At 49.7% G+C, this 23294-nt stretch carries 19 protein-coding genes and 1 riboswitch; of the genes, 2 read left to right on the forward strand and 17 right to left on the reverse strand.

Going from position 1 to position 23294, the window contains the following annotated elements:
* Positions 1-8: 8 nt before the first annotated feature.
* The 13 genes from ACSZLD_RS07950 to ACSZLD_RS08005 all read right to left on the reverse strand — a co-directional run bounded on the left by ACSZLD_RS07950 (position 9) and on the right by ACSZLD_RS08005 (position 12287).
* Positions 9-833: a sulfite exporter TauE/SafE family protein gene (locus ACSZLD_RS07950; RefSeq protein ID WP_377909685.1), complete on the reverse strand. Its 825-nt coding sequence runs from the start codon at positions 831-833 to the stop codon at positions 9-11.
* Positions 834-865: 32 nt separating this feature from the next.
* Positions 866-1732, reverse strand: coding sequence for a DUF72 domain-containing protein (locus tag ACSZLD_RS07955; protein WP_444684843.1), 867 nt, complete (start codon positions 1730-1732; stop codon positions 866-868).
* A gap of 124 nt (positions 1733-1856) precedes the next feature.
* The gene (gene sufB / locus ACSZLD_RS07960; protein ID WP_377909683.1) at positions 1857-3254 is read right to left on the reverse strand and encodes a Fe-S cluster assembly protein SufB; all 1398 of its coding nucleotides are present in this window, start codon (positions 3252-3254) and stop codon (positions 1857-1859) included.
* A gap of 129 nt (positions 3255-3383) precedes the next feature.
* Positions 3384-3830 (reverse strand): Fe-S cluster assembly sulfur transfer protein SufU, encoded by a 447-nt coding sequence (gene sufU, locus ACSZLD_RS07965; RefSeq protein WP_377909682.1) that lies wholly within the window; start codon positions 3828-3830, stop codon positions 3384-3386.
* Positions 3817-5040, reverse strand: a complete 1224-nt coding sequence (locus ACSZLD_RS07970) for a cysteine desulfurase (protein WP_377909681.1) — start codon at positions 5038-5040, stop codon at positions 3817-3819. The genes sufU and ACSZLD_RS07970 overlap by 14 nt, the downstream gene beginning before the upstream one ends.
* A 2-nt stretch (positions 5041-5042) precedes the next feature.
* Positions 5043-6350, reverse strand: a complete 1308-nt coding sequence (sufD, locus tag ACSZLD_RS07975; RefSeq protein ID WP_377909680.1) for a Fe-S cluster assembly protein SufD — start codon at positions 6348-6350, stop codon at positions 5043-5045.
* Positions 6351-6375: 25 nt separating this feature from the next.
* Positions 6376-7155 carry a Fe-S cluster assembly ATPase SufC gene (gene sufC, locus ACSZLD_RS07980; RefSeq protein ID WP_377909679.1) on the reverse strand — a complete coding sequence of 260 codons (780 nt, stop codon included), beginning with the start codon at positions 7153-7155 and terminating at the stop codon, positions 6376-6378.
* Between the two features lie 389 nt (positions 7156-7544).
* The gene (locus ACSZLD_RS16865; protein ID WP_502306120.1) at positions 7545-7688 is read right to left on the reverse strand and encodes a YuzK family famiily protein; all 144 of its coding nucleotides are present in this window, start codon (positions 7686-7688) and stop codon (positions 7545-7547) included.
* A gap of 663 nt (positions 7689-8351) precedes the next feature.
* Positions 8352-9302, reverse strand: a complete 951-nt coding sequence (locus ACSZLD_RS07985) for a MetQ/NlpA family ABC transporter substrate-binding protein (RefSeq protein ID WP_377909678.1) — start codon at positions 9300-9302, stop codon at positions 8352-8354.
* 19 nt (positions 9303-9321) lie between these two features.
* Complete coding sequence (locus ACSZLD_RS07990; protein WP_377909712.1) at positions 9322-9990, reverse strand: methionine ABC transporter permease; 669 nt, start codon at positions 9988-9990, stop codon at positions 9322-9324.
* A 7-nt stretch (positions 9991-9997) separates the two neighbouring features.
* Positions 9998-11023, reverse strand: a complete 1026-nt coding sequence (locus ACSZLD_RS07995) for a methionine ABC transporter ATP-binding protein (protein ID WP_444684844.1) — start codon at positions 11021-11023, stop codon at positions 9998-10000.
* A gap of 156 nt (positions 11024-11179) precedes the next feature.
* Positions 11180-11288: riboswitch (SAM riboswitch) on the reverse strand.
* A gap of 167 nt (positions 11289-11455) precedes the next feature.
* Positions 11456-11839: a glycine cleavage system protein GcvH gene (gene gcvH, locus ACSZLD_RS08000; RefSeq protein WP_377909676.1), complete on the reverse strand. Its 384-nt coding sequence runs from the start codon at positions 11837-11839 to the stop codon at positions 11456-11458.
* A gap of 91 nt (positions 11840-11930) precedes the next feature.
* Entirely contained in the window at positions 11931-12287 is a 357-nt protein-coding gene (locus ACSZLD_RS08005) for an arsenate reductase family protein (RefSeq protein ID WP_377909675.1), read from the reverse strand.
* Positions 12288-12428: 141 nt separating this feature from the next.
* On the opposite strand from ACSZLD_RS08005, the gene ACSZLD_RS08010 reads away from it, so the two are divergent.
* Entirely contained in the window at positions 12429-13562 is a 1134-nt protein-coding gene (locus ACSZLD_RS08010) for an FAD/NAD(P)-binding protein (protein WP_444684845.1), read from the forward strand.
* Between the two features lie 122 nt (positions 13563-13684).
* Here ACSZLD_RS08010 and ACSZLD_RS08015 read toward each other — a convergent pair whose 3' ends face one another.
* The 3 genes from ACSZLD_RS08015 to ACSZLD_RS08025 are packed head-to-tail and all read right to left on the reverse strand — an operon-like array spanning position 13685 to position 19067.
* Entirely contained in the window at positions 13685-15463 is a 1779-nt protein-coding gene (locus ACSZLD_RS08015) for an acyl-CoA dehydrogenase FadE (RefSeq protein ID WP_444684846.1), read from the reverse strand.
* A gap of 19 nt (positions 15464-15482) precedes the next feature.
* Positions 15483-16664: an acetyl-CoA C-acetyltransferase gene (locus ACSZLD_RS08020; RefSeq protein ID WP_377909672.1), complete on the reverse strand. Its 1182-nt coding sequence runs from the start codon at positions 16662-16664 to the stop codon at positions 15483-15485.
* 18 nt (positions 16665-16682) lie between these two features.
* Entirely contained in the window at positions 16683-19067 is a 2385-nt protein-coding gene (locus ACSZLD_RS08025; protein WP_444684847.1) for a 3-hydroxyacyl-CoA dehydrogenase/enoyl-CoA hydratase family protein, read from the reverse strand.
* Positions 19068-19283: 216 nt separating this feature from the next.
* Here ACSZLD_RS08025 and ACSZLD_RS08030 point away from each other — a divergent pair, with 216 nt between their 5' ends.
* Positions 19284-20417, forward strand: coding sequence for a YibE/F family protein (locus ACSZLD_RS08030; RefSeq protein WP_444684848.1), 1134 nt, complete (start codon positions 19284-19286; stop codon positions 20415-20417).
* 427 nt (positions 20418-20844) lie between these two features.
* Here ACSZLD_RS08030 and ACSZLD_RS08035 read toward each other — a convergent pair whose 3' ends face one another.
* Positions 20845-22881 (reverse strand): bifunctional 2',3'-cyclic-nucleotide 2'-phosphodiesterase/3'-nucleotidase, encoded by a 2037-nt coding sequence (locus tag ACSZLD_RS08035; protein WP_444684849.1) that lies wholly within the window; start codon positions 22879-22881, stop codon positions 20845-20847.
* Positions 22882-23294: the final 413 nt, after the last annotated feature.

A 23294-nucleotide genomic window follows, 5' to 3' on the forward strand; every position in this document is an offset into this window, starting at 1 on the left:
ACCTCCTTTTATAATCCGGTTATTCCTTCATAGATAAGCCTGATGCCGATCAAGAGCAGCACAATTCGCAGCGCGAGCACGAGTGTATCACTTTTCAGCCGGCGATTGATCCATGCCCCTATCTTCCCGCCGAACCAAGCTCCCGGAATGAGAGCTGCTGCGTATACCCAGTCCACATTCCCAAGTGCGACGTGGGATGCAGAGCTTACAAGCGCAGAGAGAAAGACGAGAAACATGGACGTTGCTACTGCAAAATGCGGCGGAAAGGCAAAGAGAATGATCATAGCAGGCACCATAAGCGAGCCGCCGCCAATGCCGAACAAGCCGGAAAACATGCCGACAAAAAAGGCAATTGAAATGCCAAGCCACGCTTCATAGCCATATTCACGGATCGTGCCGTCCGGCTCGCGGAAAGTCCGTTTGATTCCGCCCGGCCGAAGGGGAATCGGCTTAATTCGGTGCCGGATCAGCAGGATAAACGATACGATAATAATAAAGACGCCGAATGCGATTAAAAAACTTGCGACATCAATGCCGCTGTTCAGCCAGACGCCGAACAGGGCTCCAGGACCGCTCCCTGCAAAGAAGAGCAGCCCGCTTTTTAAATCAACGACTTTCTGCTTCATATAAGCAAGCGTCGACGAGAGACCGGTAAAAATCATCACCAGCAGCGATGTTCCGACCGCTGTCTGCGGCGTAATGCCGCTTAACAGCTCTGTATAGCCTCCGAGCACCATAAGTGCCGGGACGATAATTATTCCTCCTCCAAGTCCCATAACGCTGCCGACAATCGCAGCTGCAAGACCGAGGAAGGCAAGGGCAATCCATTCCATTCGTCATGTACTCCTCTGAAAAGCAGCGGAGGTCAGTCTTCGTTATCAAATAATCCAAGCTGCTTCGGAGCCGGCCCCTTTACCGGCAGACCAGCCATTTCCTGCAGCCGCTTTGCATTGCCGGCTGCGTGACCTCCTGAATTGTTGTTAAACACGACTGTCACCGCGCGTGATTGGTTCGTAAGCTTCTCCACTTTTTCGAGTATGTCGTGGAGCTCTTCTTCGTTATAATCGTACAAATAGCGGACTTCGCGCCACTTCTGCCCCGGGGCCGGCTTTTGCCAGGCCGCTTTATTCCGGCCGTGAAGCCTCACAAGCGTATGCTCCTTGTGTGTGGCTTCTCCGACCCATGGAATGGATCGTTCACCGATCTGAGGCTCATCGCAGACGCTGTGAATCCAGTCGTCCTGCTTCATGTAATCGAGCGTTTTTTCTTTGTATGCCTCTGTATACCACGAGGAATGACGGAATTCGAGCGCTGCCGGAAAACGACGCAGCTCTTCCCGGAGCCACTTTATGTATTGCACATGCTTTTGTGTGCAGTCAAACCAGGGCGGGAATTGGCACAGGACGTAGGACAGCTTTCCAGCTTCCAGCATCGGCGTGAAGGCAAGCCGAAAGGCCTCCAGCATTTCCTCCCGTGAATCAAATGGGCTTCTGCCGCGCTGATGACCGGTCATCCCTTGATACGCTTTTGGAATAAATTGAAACCCTTCAGGCGTCTCCCCAAGCCACTTTTGAATATTTTTAGCCGGCGGGACGGCATAAAAAGAGGAGTCGAGCTCTACTGCCGGAAAATGCCTGGCGTATGCCTCCAGTTTAGACGCTTTCGAAGGAAGATCCTCATAAAGCGTATCGTGGTCTCCCCAGCCTGTCAGTCCTATATCTATTCTGCCCATGATACCCGCTCCTTTCAAGTGCTTTTTCGCTTATTCGCTCTGAACTTCCTTTCCCCCGGAAAAGAGAAGTCGAAACAAAAAGCGGACCCGCCGAAAGGCAGATCCGCTTCAGAGCAAATGCGTATTACCCGATTGAACCTTCCATCTCGAACTTAATGAGACGGTTCATTTCAACCGCATATTCCATTGGAAGCTCTTTCGTAAATGGCTCGATGAAGCCCATTACGATCATTTCCGTTGCTTCCTGCTCGGAAACACCGCGGCTCATCAGATAGAAGAGCTGCTCTTCCGAAACTTTGGAAACAGTCGCTTCGTGCTCAAGCGAAATATTGTTGTTCAATATTTCGTTGTACGGGATTGTATCAGACGTTGACTCATTGTCCATGATGAGCGTATCACACTCAATGTTGGAACGGGAACGCTCTGATTTACGCCCGAAGTGCACGATTCCGCGGTACGTTACTTTACCGCCATGCTTGGAAATAGACTTCGATACGATCGAAGAAGAACAGTCAGGCGCAAGGTGATGCATCTTGGCACCAGCGTCCTGATGCTGGCCTTTCCCTGCAATCGCAATGGAAAGAACGTTTCCGCGTGCACCGCGGCCTTTCATCACGACAGCCGGATACTTCATCGTCAGCTTCGAGCCGATATTTCCATCGACCCATTCCATTACAGCATTTTCTTCTGCAACGGCACGCTTTGTTACGAGATTGAATACGTTCGGCGCCCAGTTTTGAATCGTCGTGTAGCGGCAGTACGCATCTTTCTTCACGATGATTTCAACAACGGCACTGTGAAGCGAGTTCGTTGTATAAACTGGAGCAGTACAGCCCTCTACATAGTGCACGGAGCTGTCTTCATCGGCAATGATGAGCGTACGCTCGAACTGACCCATATTCTCTGAGTTAATACGGAAGTAGGCCTGGAGAGGCGTATCCGTCTTAATCCCTTTTGGCACGTAAATGAATGAACCGCCGGACCATACGGCAGAGTTCAGTGCAGCAAACTTGTTGTCGGATGGAGGAATCACTTTACCGAAGTGCTCGCGGAAGATTTCTTCATCTTCTTTAAGCGCTGTATCCGTATCCTTGAAAATGATACCCTGCTCGGTCAGCTCTTCCTTCATATTGTGATACACAACTTCAGATTCATACTGCGCAGAAACACCTGCGAGGTATTTTTGCTCTGCTTCTGGAATACCCAGCTTGTCAAACGTATTTTTAATTTCTTCCGGAACCTCATCCCAGGAACGCTCGGAACGTTCTGACGGCTTCACGTAATACGTGATCTCATCAAAGTCCAGCTCGGACAGATCGCCGCCCCACTGAGGCATCGGCATCTTATAAAATTGTTCCAGTGACTTCAGTCGGAAATCAAGCATCCACTGAGGTTCATCTTTAATCTTGGAGATTTCGCGCACGATCTCTTCGGTCAGACCTTTTTTCGAACGGAAAATCGATACGTCCTTGTCCGAAAAGCCGTACTGATACTCTTCCATTTCCGGCATTTTCTTCGCCATGGTGAAACCCTCCTTGTAAATCTATCTGCAAAAACAGCACTGACGGTCTGTTCGTTCCTGTACAACTTAGGCGCCTTTTGACGCTGTATATCCATTTTACATCATATCGGCATCACTTACAAAAAACGACTATGACTGGTCCTCTTCTTCAAGCCCCTGCTCCATTGCTTTCCAGGCAAGGGTAGCGCATTTAATCCGTGCTGGAAATTTTGCAACTCCCTGCAGCGCTTCAATGTCGCCAAGATCCAGTCCAGCTGTATCGATGTCTTTCCCGAGCATCATGTCGGAGAAAAGCGAAGACATGCGCAGCGCGTCGTCAACGGGAAGTCCTTTGACTGCCTGTGTCATCATGGACGCAGAGGACATGCTGATCGAACATCCGTCGCCGGTAAAGGCAGCTTCGGCAATGTGTCCGTCATCCACCTTCATCTGCAGCTGAATGCGGTCACCGCAAGTCGGGTTATTCATATCAACCGACAGCGTATCGCCTTCGAGCTCTTTTTTATTACGCGGATTTTTGTAGTGATCCATAATTACCTGACGGTAGAGTGTGTCCAGCTGATTACCCAAAGACATCGCCGAAATACTCCTTTGCTTTGTGAAGAGACGCGACGAAGCGGTCAACATCCTCTTCCGTATTATAAAGATAGAAACTGGCTCTTGCTGTCGCTGTCACATCCAGCCACTTCATCAGCGGCTGTGCACAGTGATGTCCCGCACGCACCGCTACACCTTCGGAATCCAACACAGTGGCAAGGTCATGCGGATGCACATCGTCGGCATTAAATGTCACGATTCCCGCCCGTTCCTCCGGGCCGTAAACCGTTACACCGTCTACATCCTTTAACTGATCAAGCGCATAGCGTGCGAGCTTTTTCTCATGTGCCTCAATGTGATCAAGACCGATTTCTTCAAGAAAATCAATGGCTGCGGCCAGCCCAATCGCACCGGCAATGATCGGTGTGCCGCCTTCGAACTTCCACGGAAGCTCTTTCCACGTAGAGTCATAAAGGCCCACGAAGTCGATCATTTCACCGCCGAACTCCACCGGCTCCATCTTCTTTAACAGGCTCTTCTTCCCGTAAAGCACACCGATACCGGTCGGACCGCACATCTTATGACCGGAGAAAGCATAAAAATCGGCATCCAGATCCTGTACGTCCACTTTCATATGCGGAACGGACTGAGCACCGTCGACGACCATCACCGCACCATGGCGGTGAGCCGTTTCCGTCAGCTCTTTGATCGGATTAACGGTACCGAGTACGTTTGATACGTGCATGACCGATACGATCTTGGTACGATCCGTGATCGTTTTCTCAGCATCTTCCATGGAAATTGTGCCGTCCGGCTGCAGCGGAATGTACTTTAATTCAGCACCTGCAGCCTTGGCGAGCTGCTGCCACGGAATGATGTTGCTGTGGTGCTCCATCGGCGTAATCACAATTTCATCTCCAGGTCCGACATTTTCCTTGCCATAGCTGGAGGCAATCAGGTTAATGGCAGTCGTTGTGCCCCGAAGAAAAACGATCTCCTCCATGCTGGAAGCACCGATGAACCGCCGAACTTTCTCACGAGCTCCTTCATAGCCATCTGTAGCCATCGAACCGAGTGTGTGGACGCCGCGATGGACATTCGAATTGTAGCGGTTGTAATAGTCCTCTACTGCTTCAATGACAGAAGAAGGCTTCTGTGAAGTCGCTGCGCTGTCGAGGTAAACGAGCGGATGCCCGTTAACCTCCTGGTCCAAAATCGGGAAACGTTTGCGGACGTCCTGCACATTCATAATCAGTACACTTTCCTTTCGATAACGTCGAACAGCTGCTCTTTGACTGAGTCGATTGGAAGTGCGCCTACAACCGGCTCAAGGAAACCGTGAATGATCAGCCGCTCTGCTTCCGTACGGCTGAGACCGCGGCTCATCAGATAGAACATCTGCAGCGGGTCAATTTTACCAACAGAGGCAGCGTGCCCTGCTGTTACATCGTCCTCATCGATCAAAAGAATCGGATTCGCGTCACCGCGGGCTTTTTCGCTGAGCATGAGAACACGTTCTGTCTGTTCACCGTTTGCTTTCGTTGCACCATGTTCGATTTTAGAAATACCGTTAAAGATCGAGGTGGCAGCTTCCTTCATAACACCATGCTTCAAAATTTGGCCGTCTGTATCTTTGCCGAAATGAATCACATTTGTTGTGAAGTTTTGAATCTGCTTGCCGCGGCCGATGGAGACCGTTTTTGTATCGCCGTAGGAGCCTTGTCCGTGCAGATACGTTGTATTTTCCGAGACGGTGTTACCGTCGTTCATTTGACCGAGTGCCCAGTAAAGCTGTGCATCCACACCGCTGACATAACCGCGGCGGTTTACGTACGTTGTCACGCTGTCTGTCAGGTTATCAACAGCTCCATAGCGCACAACTGCTCCGTCACCGACATACACTTCGGAAATGATGTTGGCCACTGCTGCGTCACCAGATCCTTCACTCAAGTAGTTTTCGATATACGTCAGACGGCTGTTTGCTTCTGCCACGATCAGGACGTGGTTGAACAAGCCGAAGCTTCCTTCATGAGCAAAAATAGCTTGCAGCGGTGCTTCTACTTCCACACCTTCCGGCACATAAATAAATGTACCGCCGTTTACGAGCGCTGCATGGACTGCTGTAAGGCTGTGCTCGTTAACAGATACGGCATCCTGCATGAAGTATTTCTGCACAAGCTCGCCGTGTTCGCTTACTGCAGTTGCCATATCAGTAAAAATAACACCTTTGGCAGCAAGTTCATCCTGTACGGAGCTGAACTGCGTCACGCCGTTTTTCTGCGTCAGCAGGTTATCGATCTTCGCTTCTTCCCCTACAAGCGTTCGAACGGCGTCCGACAGTCCGCTGTAAGAAGAAGTTGCTTCTGTTGCTGCATCATATGAGAAAGAAGTGAAGTTCCACTTCGTAATCTTTGTTTTATCCGGCTTTGGAAGCTCGAGCTTCCCTGCCTTATCAAGCGCTGCAAGACGCTGATCCTTAAACCACTGAGGTTCTTCCCGATTCTCAGAAAAGCTTTGCAGCTGCTGCTCTGTAACTGGAAACGTCAGTTCCGTTGTCATAATCTAACTCCTCCTCCTGCAGTAATTACTGCCCAACAGTTTCGTCTTCGATTCCAAGCTCTTCCTTGATCCAGTCATAGCCCTGCTCTTCAAGCTTCTGAGCAAGCTCAGGTCCGCCGGATTTCACAATGCGGCCCTGCATCATAACGTGGACAAAGTCCGGCTTGATGTAGTTGAGGAGACGCTGATAGTGCGTGATAATCATGCAGCCGAAGTCTTCGTTGCGCATTTCATTGATACCCTTTGCTACTACTTTCAGTGCATCAATATCGAGGCCGGAATCGATCTCGTCCAAAATCGCAATTTTCGGTTCAAGCATGAGAAGCTGAAGAATTTCGTTCCGCTTTTTCTCACCGCCGGAGAACCCTTCGTTCAGATAACGGTGCTGGAACGACTGGTCGATCTCAAGCGCACCCATCTTCTCGTCAATTTTACGGATAAACTGCATGAGAGAAACCTGGTCATCCTCGTCGCGATCTGCGTTCATAGCAGAGCGGATGAAGTCCGCGTTTGTTACACCGGATACTTCGCTTGGATACTGCATCGCAAGGAAAAGTCCTGCGCGTGCACGCTCGTCAACTTCCATCTCAAACAGGTCTTCCCCATTAAATGTCGCTTCGCCGCTCGTTACTTCATAGTTAGGGTGCCCCATCAGTGCAGAAGCAAGCGTCGACTTCCCTGTACCGTTTGGTCCCATAATCGCGTGGATTTCGCCACCTTTTACTTCAATGCCGAATCCTTTTAAAATTTCCTTATCCTCGATGGATACGTGCAGATCTTTCACACTCAGGCTTGGCTTAGTCATGAATGATACCTCCATATTTTTTGAAAGTTAGTTTATATACATGTTATAATAGTCGTTGTGCCGAAGCACGTTTCTATCATAACACAGGAACCTTCAATAGATTCTCTAATTATTTTCATTCTAATCTTATCTTATCTATTAACTGAGTTCAAGGAAAAGAGATAATTTAATAAAGAGTCAGCGGTATCAGTACATTGTCATCTTCTATCGTGTCCGCTTCACCGAACAGCTTCTTCAAGTTCATTCTCAATAGAATGGGCTTTTTTTGTTTTAATTGAGAATAAATCTTAATTAACCTTTCTACAGATTGAGCAGAACGGAAAAAGCATGCCTGAAGGACATTTCGTCCCGGCATGCTTTTTAGTCATGTATAGGCTGAGTGTTTTGTTCTATCCGTGAAGAAACTGCTGTACAATTTTCTGGCTTTCTGCATATTCCTGATCCCTTGCAGTTTCTACCTGCATTCTGTTCTCAAGTTTGGAATTGTATTCCCCGTAGCACATTCCGTGGGACGACTGCATTGCCTTTTCCATTTCTACAGTGTGTTTCGTCGTAATAAGATGGATAGCTCATCACATTCCTTCCAGATAATTTGTCCTCTTTGTTCAAGGGATGATGTAAGTATAGTATGGAACGGCTTGTGAACCAATGCGCATGCAGCGTTATATTATCTGACAATTCACTCTCCTTGTCCATTTGCTTATTTCAAGTCTTCTATCTGTACATTTTGGGACATTTTCTCCCATTTGCTCTACCTTTCACAAATGAAGCGCTTACATAGTGATGGACTTGTCTACCCCTTTAGTATCAAGGTTTCCAGCTCGCTGACGCCTTGTGTTTTTCAGCAAAAATTGAAGCTGAAATAATTGCCTGACGGCGGGACCAGTTCTGTATTATTGATCGATTTCCTTCAGGCAATATAACCTTTGCGGCGGCTTACGTTATTTATTCGTTTTGCCGATTTGTTTTATTGTGTCAATCATTTTTAGATTCTGATGGATTTATTCAGGCGGCATTGAATTGCGTTGCCACGGCGCCGTGTACCTTTGCCTGCCAGTTACGCTCCTTTTAATATATATGCCGGCGGCCGGGCATTTATCCGAAGCCGCAAACGGTTCATCCGGAAAGAGAAACGATGCAATGAACAAACGGAAGACCGCCCTTCACGTGAAGGACGGTCCCGGTGAATGACGTCATTACTCAGCTGGAATAACGGCGCCTTCGTATTCTTCTTCTATAAAGTCACGGACATCGTCAGACAATAGCACGTCTACAAGAATGTCAGCGCGTGGATCGTCTTCATCTTCGCCGCGGACCGCAATGACGTTGGCATACGGATTGTCCTCAGCGGATTCAAGTGCGATCGCATCTTCCTGTGGATTAAGACCTGCATCAAGCGCGTAGTTCGAGTTGATCAGGATCGCATCTGCTTCGTTGTTCTCATAAGCAGTTGGCAGCAGAGCCGCTTCTACGTTTGCCTGGAAGTTAAAGTCATTCGGGTTCTCTGCAATGTCATCAACCGTTGCTTCAATTCCGACGCCTTCCTCCAGCGTAATCAGACCTTCCTCTTCAAGCATGGTCAAAATTCGGCCGTGGTCAGCTACGGAGTCACTCATAATAATATCCGCGCCTTCCGGCAGATCTTCCAGCGTATCATAGTCCTGAGAGTAAAGACCGATCGGCTCGATGTGAATACCGCCTTTGTTCACAAAGTCATAGCCAAATTCATCGATTTGAGACTCAAGATACGGCACGTGCTGGAAATAGTTCGCATCCAGCTCTCCTTCATCCAGTGCCTGGTTAGGAAGGATGTAGTCGTTGAATGTTACGATTTCCAGTTCAATGCCCTCTTCTTCAAGCATAGGAGCAGCAAATTCCAAAATTTCAGCGTGTGGAATGTTGGACGCTCCAACAGTGAGCGGCTCAAAATCACCAGCTGCTTCTTCATCTGCTTCATTGTCTTCCTCGTTACCTGCTTCATCGGCGTTATTGTCAGCCGGTTCACTGTTATTTTCTACGTCCTCGACGTTGTCAGCATTATCGCCGCTGTTGATCTCCGTCGTGTTATTGTTTTCTCCTTCGCCGCATGCTGCGAGAAAGGCCAGTGATAAAGCACTGATTCCTGCAAGTTGAATGGTACGTTTCATTTGATTCATTCCTCCTGATTTATCGTTTATCTATTTTATTCGTAATCATATCGCCAATGAACTGAAGGGCAAATACAATTACCAGAATAATCACGGTTGCAGTGAGCGTTATTTCCGGATTGTTTCGCTGGAACCCATCCCGGAAGGCCAGGTCACCAAGTCCGCCTGCACCGATGACACCTGCCATTGCCGTGTAGCTGACAAGCGCAATGGCTGTAACGGTGATCCCGGAAACAAGTGCCGGCATCGATTCCGGAAGCAGAACTTTACGAATAATCTGTCCGTTTGTGGCCCCCATAGCTTTCGATGCTTCAATAACTCCTTTATCGATTTCACGAAGCGCAATCTCTACCATTCGAGCGTAAAAAGGTGCAGCTCCGATAATTAATGCCGGAAGAGCAGCCGATGGTCCAAGAAATGTGCCGACGATCGATCGAGTAAACGGGATAAGCAGTACAATTAATATAATGAAAGGAATCGATCGGAAAATGTTTACATACGCCCCGATAACAAAGTGCGCCGCTTTATTTTCCCAAAGCTGCTTGCGATCGGTTAGGAATAAAAGCAGTCCGAGAACAATCCCGAAGACAAACGTAAACACGAGTGCTACAACAGACATGTAAAGTGTTTCGACAGTGGCATTCCACATGTTGTCCCAGTTTACATCCCCAAGGAACGCTGCCTGAATGATAACGTTATCCACCGTGGATCACCTCCACTTCAACTTCCTGTTCGCGGATATAGGCGACCGCCTGCTGAACGGTATCAGCTTCCCCGTTCATACTGACGAACAAGGAGCCGTAGGACCCGTGCTGCGTCTGCGAAATCTTTCCTTGCAAAATGCTGATATCGACGTCGAATTTACGTACAACGTCTGTGATCAACGGCCGCTGCGTATCGCCGCCGACAAACGTCAGCTGCAGAACATGACCGATGCCCTCGCGGTCCAGCAGGTGGTTCAGTGCCTCTTCTGTCTCTTCCGGCTCAGTCACCTGCTTCACGAATTCCTTCGTCATCGCCTGCTGCGGGCGGCGGAAAATATCGAGAACGTCTCCCTGCTCCACGATCTTCCCGGCTTCCATTACAGCAACCCGGTGACATATTTTCCGGATCACATGCATTTCGTGCGTGATCAGAACGATCGTCAGCCCAAGCTTTGCATTGATGTCGACGAGCAGATCGAGAATCGAATCCGTCGTCTTAGGATCAAGTGCGGACGTCGCTTCGTCACAGAGCAGCACTTTCGGATCGTTTGCCAGCGCACGGGCAATGCCGACACGCTGCTTTTGACCGCCGCTCAGCTGAGATGGATAGGAACCGTCCCGTCCGTCTAACCCGACGAGCTGAATTAATTCATCGACTCGTTTCTTCTGCTCCTCCTTCGGCACCCCTTTGATCTCAAGCGGAAATGCAATGTTTTCCGCAACCGTTCGGGACCAGAGCAGATTGAAATGTTGAAAAATCATGCCGATCTCCTGCCGGGCCTCTCTCAGCTTTCCTTTAGATAAGCTGTGCATTGGCCGTCCGGCGACATCGACCTCTCCTGAAGTCGGTGCTTCCAGCATGTTAAGCATGCGGATCAGCGTACTTTTACCAGCACCACTGTACCCGATTACTCCAAATATTTCTCCTTTATCAATTGTCAGATCAATATCATCCACTGCCCGGACGTCGCCGTCTTTCGTGTGGAAAATTTTCGCTAGCTTCGAGAGCGTAATCAACAGAGAAACTCCTTTCCATCTATTTGCAATTAAACATACCTCTTTAGTCCATTTAACGCACAGAAGCGTTCATGCAAAAAAATATAACGTACGAAAAAAGCCCTTCTGCCATACAGATGAGCAGAAAGGCTTTCTTGTTTAAAAAGAAAAGCTTTCTTCTCATCTGCCGGACGTTCGTCATCCGCAGGAATTGGCACCTTCTGTACGCGTGTACAGTGGTTGCCGGGTTTCATCGGGCCAGTCCCTCCACCTCTCATGATAAGAAGACTATTCGTTTTTTTCGTCTGATATGGATATTATCACTGCGATTTAAGCTTGTCAACAAAAAACGATCTGCTTCTTGAAAGCTGCCAATGACGTTCATGACGCTGGTCACCTGTCCAGAAAAAACCGTTCAGCTTTTGATAAGCCGAACGGTTTCAGATTGCTGTTCTATTCCTGATCAATCATGTTCTGGTAGGCATCCGCGTCCATCAGCTTGTCGACATCGTCCTGGCTGGACACTTCTACGACAACCATCCACGCCTGCTCATATGGGGACTCGTTTACGAGCTCTGGAGAATCCTCCAGTTCTTCGTTGATTTCCACCACTTTTCCGCTGACTGGCGCGTAAAGCTCGGAAACCGTTTTAACCGATTCCACACTTCCAAATGGTTCGTCTGCCTTCAGCTCATCTCCAACCTCCGGCAGTTCTACGAATACGATATCGCCTAATTCACTCTGTGCGAAATCAGTGATGCCGATTCGTACTTTTCCATCTTCCTCTTTTACCCATTCGTGCTCTTCTGAATACTTATAATCCTTTGGCAGGCTCATGCTTCGGATCCCTCCATCTGCGTAGTAAGTAAACAAACACTTCCTCTTCCACTATAATATAACAGCTGCTGGCACCGCAACCGGCGGAAGCTTATTTCCAGGTTTTCTCGTAGTCTGCTTCGCGGAAGCCGACTGTGACATGTCCATCTTTTGCAGCAATCGGACGCTTGATCAGCATACCGTCTGACGCAAGCAGTTCCAGCTGCTCTTCTTCCGGCATATCCCCAAGCTTATCCTTTAAGCCAAGCTCACGGTATTTCTGTCCGCTCGTGTTGAAGAACCGCTTCAGCGGCAGCCCGCTCTGTTCATGAAGTTTTTTGAGCTCATCTTTAGAAGGCGGATGTTCAACAATATGTACCTCTTCTAATGCGACTCCTTCATTTTCCAACCACTTTTTAGCTTTTTTACACGTCGTGCATTTCGGATAATGATAAAACGTTACGCTCATCGCTCTCACTCCTTTCCTCATTCAGTTTACCGCATCTCGCATCATTGTTCTATCTTCTGTTGCGCCGGTGAAGCAATTTCGATATACTTTCGATAAATCGTAATTATTTCGTTTTACAATTTCTTTCAGGAGTTGATTTAGATGCGTGACGTTTCATGGCTCATCGTTGGAGGCGGCATACAAGGGATGACGGCAGCGGTTCATCTTTGCAGACAGGCCGGCATCTCCGCTGCAGATATTGCTGTGGTAGACCCTCATCCAGAGCCGCTTGCTGTTTGGAAAGAACGTACAGAAAAAATCAGAATGCCCTATTTACGCTCCACGTTCGTTCACCATTTGTCGCCGGATCCATTAGAGCTGGAGAAGCGGGGCGACAGCTTTCTCGGCCGCTACAAGCGTCCCTCCCGTTCTATGTTCTATGACACGTCTAAAGAGCTGCTGCAGGAAACAGGCATTGCTGACAGCTGGCTGCAGGATACGGTCGTTCACGTGGAAAAAAGTCAACCCGGCTGGACCGTTTATGGAAAAAAGAACACGTTGACGACAGCCAATCTCTTGTTAGCTCCCGGAGGCGGCAGCCGCCCTGTGATTCCCGCTGCCCTCCAGCCTGAGGCAGTGCACGTTTACGACCCGTCCTTTGACCCTGCTGCTGTTACCGGACGCGCCGTTGTCGTTGGAGGAGGTATTTCTGCTGCGCATACGGCGATTTATCTCGCCGAACAACGTCACACCGAAACCGTTTTGCTGCATCGCAAACCGCTTCGCGTTTCCCAGTTTGACAGCGATCCCGGCTGGCTCGGACCGAAGCGGATGCAGGCATTCAGCCGTATGGATCACCGAAGACGGCGCCGCTGCATTCACACAGAAAGACGGACTGGCACGATGACGCGCGAGCTGCTGTTTAAGCTGAGAAAGCTCGAACGGGATGGACGACTGACGATGATGCAGGATGAAGCTGCCGGATCCCGGCGCTGCGAAGACGGCATGGTCGAGCTTGAGCTCACGTCCGGAAGCCTTCTGTCAGCAGATTCCGTAACGGCGTGCACGGGCTTCTCCAAGGAGCTTCCCGGGTCCGCCTGGATTCAGCCGCTGATTGACGCTTATTCGCTTCCTTGTGCAGACTGCGGGTATCCAAAGCTTTCCCCATCGCTTATGTGGACAGATCGTCTTTACGTCACCGGTGCCCTCGCCGAGCTGGAAATCGGCCCGTCAGCGAGAAACATCGCCGGTGCCCAGCGCGCAGCCAGAAGGATCGCTGCATCTGTCTGCATGTGAAAACCCCGGTCCGCCTGTGGGGAGACAGGAGGACCGGGGTTTTCTGAGAGAATGTCTTTCTGCTGCCAGAAAGAAGATTATAATTATTTTAGGGCGGCATCCCGCCCTAAAGTAGCTAACAGTTATACGACGTAACGCTCTTCTGCAATGATCTTCTGCGCAAGCTCACGCTTTTTCGCGATCAGGTTCACCGGATTGTGGCGCGTCAGCTTTTTCAGAATAGACAGCATCGTTCTCAGGCTGTCCCCTTCTTCAAGTGCTACAAGGGATTCCTTCGCTACTGCTTCGATGTTATTGAATGCTTCCTGTGCATAAATCTGCGTCATGAGAAGCTTTTGAGCCGCTTTGTCTTCACCATCGCGGGCCATTGCTTTTTCTGTACGCAGAATCATCGATTCAATGTTGAATACTTCGTTCACGATATCTGCTACGTTCGCAAGCAGCTCCTGTTCCTTCTGCAGCTTTTCACCGTACTTTTGTGCAGCGGTGCCTGCAATCATGAGGAACACTTTCTTCGCGTTCTCCAGCAGGTAACGCTCCTGCTCAAGCGGCTCATCGCCGACTTCCTGAGGCATCATCATCATGAGCTCTTCCTGAAGACCTGCTGCCTGCTCCAGAAGCGGCAGTTCGCCTTTCATTGCTTTTCTCATAATCGTAGCCGGAACGAGCATGCGGTTGATTTCGTTTGTTCCTTCAAAAATACGGTTGATTCGGGAGTTCCGGTACATCGTTTCCACTTCGTACTCGGCCATGAAGCCGTATCCGCCGTGGATCTGTACCGCTTCGTCTACGACGAAATCCAGAACCTCTGAACCGAAGAATTTATTTAATGAGCACTCAATCGCATATTCACTGATCGCTTTTCCGATTGCGCCGCCGTCCTTCTGTTCTTCTTCGGACAGGTTTTCGAACGCCTGGTCAATCAGGCCGCCTGTGCGGTAGATCGTCGATTCCATCGCATACGTTTTCGCTGCCATTTCCGCAAGCTTCTTCTGAATCAGCGTGAACTTGGAAATGGACATTTTAAACTGCTTGCGCTCATTCGCGTATTTTGCCGAAAGCTCAATCGCACGCTTTGCGCCGCCGATACAGCCGACGCCGAGCTTATAACGCCCAACGTTCAGGATGTTGAAAGCAATGACGTGACCTTTGCCGACTTCTCCAAGAAGGTTCTCTTTCGGTACTTTAGCTTCGTCCAGAATCAGCGTCCGGGTAGAGGACCCTTTAATCCCCATCTTCTTCTCTTCCGGACCGACAGAAACGCCTTCATAGTCGCGCTCGACGATAAATGCGCTGAAGTGTTCACCGTCGACTTTAGCATAGACGACGAACACATCCGCAAAACCAGCGTTCGTAATCCACTGTTTTTCACCTGTAAGCACGTAGTGGCTGCCGTCTTCAGTCAGCTTTGCCGTCGTTTTCGCGCTCAGCGCATCGGAGCCGGAAGTTGGCTCTGTCAGCGCGTAAGCTGCGATCTTTTCACCGGAAGCCAGTGCAGGCAGATAATTCTCTTTCTGCTGCTGATTACCGAAGAACACGATTGGCAGAGAGCCGATCCCGACGTGCGCCCCCTGCGTCAGGGAGAAAGATCCTGCAAGCGCAAATTTTTCCGTGATCAGCGAGGAACTGATTTTATCGAGGCCAATGCCTCCGAATTCTTCCGGTACATCGGCACCAAGAAGGCCTAATTCTCCAGCTTCCTTCAGCAATCTGACGGAGCGGTCAAACTCGTGGTTCTCGATGTGCTCGATTTCCGGCACTACTTTGTTCTTTACGAAATCTTCTGTCGTTTTCGCAATCATCTTATGCTCTTCGCTGAAATCCTCCGGTGTAAATACGTTTTCTGCTGTCTGGCTGTCGAGCAGAAATCCGCCGCCTTTTACCTTTTCCGTTGTTGCCATGATGATCATCCTTTCTGGATTAGACTAGCTCAAATACTCCTGCAGCTCCCATACCTCCGCCAATACACATCGTTACGACACCAAATTGTTCACCGCGGCGCTTCATTTCGTGAATAAGGCTGAGCGAAAGCTTCGTTCCTGTACAGCCAAGCGGATGTCCAAGCGCAATTGCTCCGCCGTTTACGTTTACTTTGTCATGATCCAGGTTTAAATGCCGGATCACCTGCAGCGCCTGCGAGGCAAAGGCTTCATTCAGTTCGAATAAGCCAATATCCTCCATTTGCAGACCTGCCTGCTTAACAGCCTTCGGCACGGCTTCTACCGGTCCGATTCCCATGATGTCCGGAGCAACGCCGGCAACGGCAAAGGATCGGAATTTTACAAGCGGCGTCAGGCCGTCCTGCTCTGCTGCTGCCCGGTCCATCACGAGAACAGAGGCTGCTCCGTCACTCATCTGCGATGCGTTTCCGGCTGTAACCGTGCCGCCTTGCTGATTGAACGCAGGCCGGAGCTTTGCCAGCGTATCCGCTGTCGTATCCTCCCGGACGCCTTCATCCTGGGCAAGCGTCACTTCTCGTTCAACGAGCTTGTGATTTTCATCAACACCGCGGAGTGTCACGGGTACCGGCACGATTTCATCTTCAAACTTACCGCCTTTAATTGCTGCTGCCGCACGCTTGTGGCTTTCTGCAGCAAATTCATCCTGATCACGGCGTGAAACGCCGAATCGCTTGGCGACTTCCTCTGCTGTGAAGCCCATTCCCATATAGTATTCAGGCGCTTCCTCAACAAGATGCGGATTCGGGGCAATCACGTGTCCGCCCATTGGAATCAGGCTCATCGATTCTGCACCGCCTGCAAGCACTGCACTTGAGTGTCCCAGCATAATGCGTTCCGCACCGTAGGCGATGCTTTGCAGCCCGGATGAGCAGTAACGGTTAATCGTAATCGCCGGTACGTGGTCCGGCAGTCCTGCCAAAGCAGAGATATTGCGGGCCATGTTCATGCCCTGCTCTGCTTCCGGCATCGCACAGCCAATGATGACATCTTCAATCCGCGAGGCATCAAAATCTCCAGCGCGTCTCAATGTTTCTTTTATCGTAACGGCAGCCAGATCATCCGGCCGCACGCTGGCAAATGTTCCTTTTTTTGCTTTACCGACAGGCGTTCTCGAGCCTGCCACAATCACTGCTTCGTTCACTCCGACCCCTCCTTTTGACTAGTTGCGCAAAGGCTTCCCTTTTGTAAGCATATGCTGCATACGCTGCTGTGTCTTCGCTTCGCCGACGAGGCTCAGGAATGCTTCCCTCTCCAGATCAAGCAGGTACTGTTCATCTACTTCTGAACCGTAAGGAACTCGTCCTCCTGCGAGTACAAACGCCAGCTTTTGTGCTATTTTCACGTCATGATCGGATACATGTCCGCCGTACTGCAGCGTTTTTGCACCGAGCAGCATCGTCGCATATCCTCGCTCGCCGACAACAGGAATCTTCTCCCGTTTCGGTGCGCGGTAGCCCTGTTCATACAGGTAGAGCGCCTTCTGCTTCGCGTCATGCAGCAGGTGGTCGTCGTTGATGCTGATGTCATCCTGCGGACGCAGAAAACCGTATTTCTGTGCTTCATGAGCACTCGTGCTGACCTTCGCCATCGCGATCAGTTCAAACACATTGTTGCTGACAGCCTGTAAATCGACTTTCGTACCTTCTGGAATCGCCTTCAGGTGGCGCAGGTACAGCTCTTTGTTTCCGCCTCCGCCTGGAATAAGTCCGACGCCCGTTTCTACAAGTCCCATGTACGTCTCCATTGACGCCTGCAGTCCTGCTGAAGGCAGTGCAATCTCCGTTCCGCCGCCGAGCGTCATTTGGAACGGTGCCGTTACGACCGGCTTTTCCGAGTAGCGGATGTTGGCCATCGACTGCTGGAACTGGCGGACAACGAGATCAATTTCCGGGTAGTTCATGTCCTGTGCTTCCATCAAAATCATCATCAGGTTCGCGCCGACACAGAAATTTTTACCCTGGTTGTTAATGACAAGCCCTTTGTAGTTTTTCTCTACTTCTTCAATCGACTTGTTGATCATCTGCATGACGTCAAGTCCAATCGAGTTGTTCGGCGACGTAAATTCGAGTACTGCTATGTCATCTCCAATATCAATCAGAGAAGCACCGGTATTTTTCATGATCACCGTGTTGTCATTTTTCCACGACTTCAGATGAATCACTTTCTCATTAATCGCAGCTTTTTGATAGCTGCCGTTCTCGTAGTAAGTCGCATGCCCGTCGTAGAAGCTCGTTTTCCCGGAAGAAAGCATCTCTTCTACCCATTCCGGCAGTGTTTCACCTTCCTCTTTCATACGCGCTGCGGATTTTTCAAGCCCGATGGCATCCCAAGTTTCGAAAGGACCAAGCTCCCAGCCGAAGCCCCACTTCATTGCCTGATCAACATCATAAATTGAGTCAGCCACTTCATAGGCTTTCTCAGCAGCGTATAAAAGCGTTGGTTTCAGGATATTCCAGACGAGCTTTCCTGCCTGATCGTCAGCATAAACGAGCGCCTGCATTTTGGCTGCTTTGCCTTTTGCCTGCTTGCTCTGCTGAACGGAAGGCGCTTTCATTTTCCGGCGGGACTCATACTCCATCGTTTCATAATTGAGCTCCTGAATGTCACTTCTGGAATCGGTCTTTACTTTCTGATAAAAACCTTTTCCGCTTTTGCTGCCGAGCATGTTTTCTTCAATCATTTTTTTCATAAAGGCCGGCGGGTCAAAGACGTCTTTTTCATCTCCTTCAACCTGATCGTACACGTTTTTCGCTACGTGCATGAATGTATCAAGTCCGACTACATCCAGCGTACGGAACGTCGCACTTTTCGGTCGCCCGAGAGCAGGACCTGTAACGGAGTCTACTTCACCAACGCTCACGCCCTGTTTCATCATTTCCCGTACGGTTACGAGCAGTCCGTACGTGCCGATGCGATTCGCAATGAAGTTAGGCGTGTCCTTTGCTTCCACAACGCCTTTACCGAGCACGTCTTCCCCAAACTGTTTCATGAACGATGTCACTTGTTCATCCGTCTGCTGTGTCGGAATCACTTCCAGCAGCTTCAAGTAGCGCGGCGGGTTAAAGAAATGGGTGCCCAGAAAGTGGCGCTTGAAATCTTCGGAGCGTCCTTCTGCCATTGCTTCAATCGAAATACCGGATGTGTTCGAGCTGACGATCGTGCCTGGACGACGGTGCTCTTCCACCTGGCTGAACACTTTTTGTTTGATATCGAGGTTCTCAACGACTACTTCAATAATCCAGTCCACTTCAGACAGCCGGTGCATGTCATCCTCAAAGTTGCCTGCTTCAATAAGATCAGCATTCTCATGACGAGCAAGTGGTGCCGGTTTTTGCTTTTTAAGCTTTTTGATCGCCTCAAGCGACAGCTGATTGCGCACTTTCTTTCTCTCTAATGTGGCTACCTGGCTTCCTGACGTCTCCGCATCTTTCGGTACAATGTCCATCAGCAGCACAGGAATGCCGATATTGGCGAGATGAGCAGCGATCCCGGAACCCATTACGCCGGATCCGAGTACTGCTGCCTTTTTAATATGACGGGTCATAAGCTACCTCCCTGGATACTCTTTTTTTGAATGAATACTCATTCATTTTTACATGAAAAAAAGAAGCGCTTTCACTACTTTTACTATAGTAAATAATTGGCGTTTATGCAACTAAAAATTGAAAAAAATCTGTTTTCTTTTTCAATCGCCAGCTCCTCCTGTTCCGCCAAGCTCTATGATACAATAACAGCAGCCGTAAGTTGGAGCGTGATACGTTTGAAACATTCGTTACTTATCGTACTTGCTTTTTTAACAGCATTTGCCGTCTGGCCTGCTGAAACGAACGCACAGGAAGCGGAGACTGTCCGCGGGGAAATCATCGTGATGGAAGAAGAATCACCCGGGTTCCAGCGGATGGAAATCCTGATTGACCAAGGCGAGTTTTCAGGAGAAACAGTGACGGTAGAACAGACGTTATCTGGTAACCCTGCACAAGATTTTTATTACAGTACCGGCGACCGCGTGCTTGTCTACATAGAAAGTGAAGATGGCACCATCACCCGCTCGCTTGTTCGAGAGCTCGCGCGGGATCATTACTTAATGTACCTCGGCATCTTTTTTGCTCTGTCGCTTGTTTTGATCGGTGGGCTGAAAGGCATTAAAACAGTGATTTCGCTTGCCTTTACCATTTTTCTCATCATGCAGCTGCTCATCCCGCTTATTTTAGGCGGCATGCCGCCAGTCTTTACGACGATCGTCATTGCCTCTATTATTACCGTTGCTTCCGTCCTGCTGATCAGCGGCTGGAACCGGAAATCGGCGGCAGCCGTCCTCGGTACCATCGGCGGGGTCATCCTTGCGGGCTTACTCGCTTCGGTGATGACGCGTGTGACGAGACTGACGGGCTTTGGTGCAGATGACGCCCAGATGCTCATGTACGTGCCGAATACATCATTCGACTTTCAGGGGCTGCTCCTTGCAGGCATGATCATCGGAGCTGTCGGAGCGGTGCTCGATGTCGGCGTGTCGATTGCTTCAGCCGTAGATGAAGTGAAGCGGTCCAATCCGGCCGCAACGGCCAGACAGCTGATCAAATCCGGCATGAACCTCGGCCGCGATATCATGGGGACGATGGCGAACACGTTAATTCTCGCCTACACCGGGGCTTCCATGACGCTGCTGCTCGTGTTGAATGCACATAACGTTTCGTTTAACCGAGTTATCAACATGGAAGCGATGGCAACGGAAATCATCCGGATTCTGGCCGGAAGCATCGGACTTATCTATGCGATTCCATTAACCGCTGTGATTGCTGGTATTCTTTACAGCCGTGCTGACTCTGAAAAACTGGAGCAGCAGGCTGCAAAACCGCCGCTTTGGAAACGAGTTCTGCTTCGTAAAAAAGGATGACGATCCAACACCCGCCGGCAGCGTTCGGCGGGTTTTTGATTGCCATTGCAATAGCTGCGTCAGGTGACTTGGGGATGGAGCACGGGCACATAAACAGAAAGCTGAACTCGACTAAAGTTGAACGTTTTCCCTGAGAAGTTAATGATTTGGCGGAACAGGATGAACGTTTATTCGTTATATCAGCTCTAAGTTGAAGCTCGTAAACATATGACAGAGAGTCTTGAACCTTTCAAGAAAAAAGTTGAATTTATTACAGATGGTGTTCATGCTTTTGCTTCAAAAGTTGAACACTTTCACGTAAAAACATCATTTCTTTTAAAGGCACTCTCCAGTTAACGAGAAGCAGGACCCTGCTAAGCCGTTTTTTTTCAGACAATATATAAAACAGCCCTCCGGCATCACCGGAGGGCTCTCATGATGTTCTCTATTAAACGGTTGCGCGTCTGCGCACGGTCAGAAGCACAGCCCCTGCAGCAGCTGCTGTCAGACCAAGGATGATCAAGTACGGATAAGCGGTTGCCGTAGCCGGCATTTCATCGCCTTCCGTCTGTCCAGGATGATCTGCATAGATGTCCGATTCGGTGCCGTCTACGTCAAAATTGTAGGCAAAGTATGCGCCGTCTCCATCATCTGTGTAGCTGCCTGTGAAGCTGACCTGATCAATACCGAGTCGTTCCAGGTGATCAACTCCGTCCGGAGAACTTGTAAAGAGCACATCTCCAGCCATATCCTGTGGCAGCAGTGCCCAGTTAAAGGTTGCGTGCGGATGATATGTTCCGTGAGCCTGCAGATACTCTGCAATGACCTGACGGTTTTGTACGTTCGCATCTACAAGTTCTTCAACCAGCGCAACGTCTTCCAGGTGATCGCCACCGCCGCCTGCACGATAGTTATTTGTCACAACGAGGAATTCCATATCTTCTGTAACTGGCTCGCCTTCATACATCAGATCGGTAACGCGCTCGCCAACCGGCTGCGTCACGTCCAGATAATAGTCGACACCTTCAATGACGTCAAAGTTAAATGCGGAGAAGCTCGCGTGCAAATCCTGATCCTCTGTTGCAGCAGGATCAATCTGTTCGAAGTTTTCGGCAGAACGCTCCAGCCACTGCTCAAGCTCTGCGCCATCAATGTCTACGACCTGCAGCGTGTTGGAATATACGTAAATATCCGCCAAGTCACCAATTGTTACTTCGCCGGCATCCACTTCCGTGAATCCGCCGCGGTATCCGGCCCGGAATGGCGCTGCTGCGGAGAGAAGCGGCTTCTCTTCATATTCTGTGCCTTCCAGGTAGTCCTCTGTGTACCACAGCTGGGCATCGTTTACGAGCTGTGTCACTTCATTATCCATAACGAGAGAGAAAAAGCTGTTCATGCCTTCCGAGAACGAGCCGACAACTTCATTGATGTAGTCGACTGTTTTCTCATGAACGTCGATAATCAAATCAACGATACGGTCATTTGATTCAACGCCCTCAACCCCGATGACTTCAGAAGCAGAGGATTGAATTGACCATTCCCCATCAGATTCGGTCAGGCTGAGGTCAATTGTTCCGAGGTGGCTCCCCCATGACCCTGCCATAACAGCCGGAATGCCGTGGATCGTACCAGCCTCGTCATCAACGCCCTCTACTTCATCATAACCGGAGTTTCCAGGGAACGTCTGGTGTGCGTGTCCCATGACAAGGGCATCGATACCGTCTACAGACTCAGCGAGTGATACGGCTGCATGCTCTGTTTCACGGTCGCTCGTATTAACCCCCGTGTGAGCGAGAGCAACGACTACGTCTGACTGCTCCGCGAGATCCGGAACGTAGCGCTGAGCAGATTCTACAATATCACGCACTTCAATATTGCCTTCCAGGTGGAGGTTGTCCCACTGCATGATCTGCGGCGGCACAAAACCGATGACGCCGATATCAATCGGCTTTCCGTCTACTTCGTGCTCAATGATCGTATACGGCTCGTGATAGTGCTCTTCCCGGTCCGTACCAGCTTTATAGACGTTTGCACTTAAAATCGGGAAGTCTGCTGATTCGATCACGTTATCCAGGTAATCGAGACCGAAATTGTACTCATGGTTTCCGATTGCAGCAGCTGAGTAGTCGAGATCGTTCATCGCTTTGATGACAGACATCGTGTCGCCTTCCTCAACCGGCTCGATCAAAATTTCCATTTCCCCGAGCATGCTTCCTTCAAAAATATCCCCGTTGTCGAACAGAATCGTGTTTTCTTTCTCAGCCCGAACCTGTTCAATCAGCGACGCTGTTTTCACAAAACCGTAGTCGTCTACCGCCTCGTCATTCATGTAGTCGTACGGCATCAGATACGAGTGAATGTCGGTCGTCGTCATGATCGTCAGATCGTGCTGTTCCTCTGCTGATACAGCAGCCGGAAACATGATCATCCCCGCAGCACCGGCGAGCGCCGAACGCTTCATCCAAGTTGAGAACTGTTTTGCCATTATGTATAACCTCCCCTGAAGTATGTGGCCCCTTTTACCAGCTTAGCGTACAGTCAGAAAAAGGGTTACGTTTGAGATTTTACCATAATCAGCTGGTGCTATACGTCTGTATGTGAAATCGCTTCAAAAACGATTGATAGTACCAGCAGGGAGTTGGTGCGATTATGAGACTTTCTTCGGAACTCTAACTTTTTTTGTGCGACTTTTGAAACATCAGACGTCTGACAGATTTTTGAAATTGTGTTGACGTCGAAAAAACACACCTGTGAAAGTTTGCCGGAGACGAAGGTGGAAACAGGTTTGTTTATTGGAGAATGACATCACGACAGGCAGATGCAAAGTTATTCATCCGTAAAACGTTATCGACAACCTGAAAAACGCACCGGCGCTCAGCCGATGCGTTCTTTGTAATG

This window comes from Alkalicoccus luteus (assembly GCF_052061695.1).
Lineage (GTDB): Bacteria > Bacillota > Bacilli > Bacillales > Salisediminibacteriaceae > Alkalicoccus > Alkalicoccus luteus.

Excerpts from the sequence above, each read along its gene's own strand:
- ACSZLD_RS08010 (WP_444684845.1), top strand. The coding sequence starts at position 12,429 with ATGCGTGACGTTTCATGGCTCATCGTTGGAGGCGGCATACAAGGGATG.
- sufB (WP_377909683.1), bottom strand. The coding sequence starts at position 3,254 with ATGGCGAAGAAAATGCCGGAAATGGAAGAGTATCAGTACGGCTTTTCG.
- ACSZLD_RS08025 (WP_444684847.1), bottom strand. The coding sequence starts at position 19,067 with ATGACCCGTCATATTAAAAAGGCAGCAGTACTCGGATCCGGCGTAATG.
- gcvH (WP_377909676.1), bottom strand. The coding sequence starts at position 11,839 with ATGAGCCTGCCAAAGGATTATAAGTATTCAGAAGAGCACGAATGGGTA.
- ACSZLD_RS08035 (WP_444684849.1), bottom strand. The coding sequence starts at position 22,881 with ATGGCAAAACAGTTCTCAACTTGGATGAAGCGTTCGGCGCTCGCCGGT.
- ACSZLD_RS07985 (WP_377909678.1), bottom strand. The coding sequence starts at position 9,302 with ATGAAACGTACCATTCAACTTGCAGGAATCAGTGCTTTATCACTGGCC.
- ACSZLD_RS16865 (WP_502306120.1), bottom strand. The coding sequence starts at position 7,688 with ATGGAAAAGGCAATGCAGTCGTCCCACGGAATGTGCTACGGGGAATAC.
- sufD (WP_377909680.1), bottom strand. The coding sequence starts at position 6,350 with ATGACAACGGAACTGACGTTTCCAGTTACAGAGCAGCAGCTGCAAAGC.
- ACSZLD_RS07950 (WP_377909685.1), bottom strand. The coding sequence starts at position 833 with ATGGAATGGATTGCCCTTGCCTTCCTCGGTCTTGCAGCTGCGATTGTC.
- sufU (WP_377909682.1), bottom strand. The coding sequence starts at position 3,830 with ATGTCTTTGGGTAATCAGCTGGACACACTCTACCGTCAGGTAATTATG.
- ACSZLD_RS08015 (WP_444684846.1), bottom strand. The coding sequence starts at position 15,463 with ATGGCAACAACGGAAAAGGTAAAAGGCGGCGGATTTCTGCTCGACAGC.
- ACSZLD_RS08005 (WP_377909675.1), bottom strand. The coding sequence starts at position 12,287 with ATGAGCGTAACGTTTTATCATTATCCGAAATGCACGACGTGTAAAAAA.
- ACSZLD_RS07955 (WP_444684843.1), bottom strand. The coding sequence starts at position 1,732 with ATGGGCAGAATAGATATAGGACTGACAGGCTGGGGAGACCACGATACG.
- ACSZLD_RS07970 (WP_377909681.1), bottom strand. The coding sequence starts at position 5,040 with ATGAATGTGCAGGACGTCCGCAAACGTTTCCCGATTTTGGACCAGGAG.
- sufC (WP_377909679.1), bottom strand. The coding sequence starts at position 7,155 with ATGACTAAGCCAAGCCTGAGTGTGAAAGATCTGCACGTATCCATCGAG.